Here is a 1,406-nt window from a genome sequence, read left to right as displayed (position 1 = left end):
TAATTCACCCAAATACTTGCTTTACAAAATCATGAGAAAAAGCCTGATATAAGTTGTGTGGTTGGCTTGTAGGCTGTGGCTTTAGCCCAGCATTGTTGATTTATTTATAAGATGACTATCATTAAAATTAGATATAAAAAAACCGCTACAGTTTTTTAACTGTGGCGGTTTTTTTGCCCTAGGCAAACTAAAAACTTAATTTTAGATGTTAAGGTTGAGTTGTGTGCATATTCTTATCAATATAACCACTTATTATTATAGGACATGACCAGACATTCTTATGACTTATCCATTGTTAAAAAGTCATCTTAATAACTATAAGTCAGATAACTCCCAATCATTCACTCATTCAAATTGCTTTTAATCAGTTAATAACTCTTATAAATAATATTGACAGATTTTAAAAGTGCTACTATTATCTTTTTCAAACTGCTGTTATATCCAATCGATAAAAGCAAGTTCTTAAAACCAGTTTTTTGCTTGTTTAATCAGTCTGATGCATTAATGAGGCTTTAACCTTATACAATATAACCAGTTTGGTAAATAAAGTCGACAATGGGTCAGCAATAAAGAGCTTAAAAGTTTAAGTGCCCAATATAAAAACCAAAACATGCAAATTAACTGAGATTAGCCATGAAACTCAATGTCATACAACCTTACAAATTAGCTCCAATAGTGGCTATTCATCTTTGTTGTATGACAGCATATGCGCAAACTGATACCAGCACGATTAACCAGCTTGAACAAGCTCAGTTCGAGCAACGTAAAGATCTAATTAAACAAAATATCAACGAACCACAGGTTAACCTGCAAACAGATATTCAATCAATTAATAACACCCTACCAGCGAATGAAAAGCCTTGTTTTATCATTGACACTATTAGGATAGATGTTGATGCCGATTATCTAAATAAATTTAAAGGTATCTTAAAACCAATAACACAAGGTTCAAACTCTATCATTGGTCAATGTATAGGGCAGCAAGGACTGTCTTACATAGCCGATCAAGTTCAAAATGAGATATTAAAAAAGGGTTATATAACGACCCGAGTTAGTATTCCAGAGCAAGATCTTAATAGTAAGGTTCTTACTCTAAAAATAGTTCCTGGACTATATAAAAATGTATGGCTGAGTAATGATAGTGATAAAGACGTCAATACTTATAATGCTATAACCATGAAGACAGGTGATATCTTAAACCTAAGAGAGTTAGAGACGAGTTTAGAGAACTTTAGATTGCCACAAACATCAACCACAAGTATAGATATTATACCAAGTATAGAAGGTGTTACATCTGAAGCGTATGGGATCACAGGGCAATCGCACTACAAAAAGTCAAAGAAGGAGTAAAATATAGCACCCGATCCATAAGAGGGAGCTATTATGCTCAACGATCCAAGAGAGTT

General features: G+C 33.2%; 1 protein-coding gene. It reads left to right on the top strand.

All coding sequences use genetic code 11. The features are described 5' to 3' along the window. Positions 1-633 precede the first annotated feature (633 nt). Positions 634-1,350 (top strand): POTRA domain-containing protein, encoded by a 717-nt coding sequence (locus tag G561_RS0113520; RefSeq protein WP_028859996.1) that lies wholly within the window; start codon positions 634-636, stop codon positions 1,348-1,350. Positions 1,351-1,406: the final 56 nt, after the last annotated feature.

The organism is Psychrobacter phenylpyruvicus DSM 7000 = NBRC 102152, assembly GCF_000685805.1.
GTDB lineage: Bacteria > Pseudomonadota > Gammaproteobacteria > Pseudomonadales > Moraxellaceae > Psychrobacter > Psychrobacter phenylpyruvicus.
Note: the sequence above shows the minus strand (reverse complement) of the source record. Positions and strands in the feature narration are given on the sequence as shown.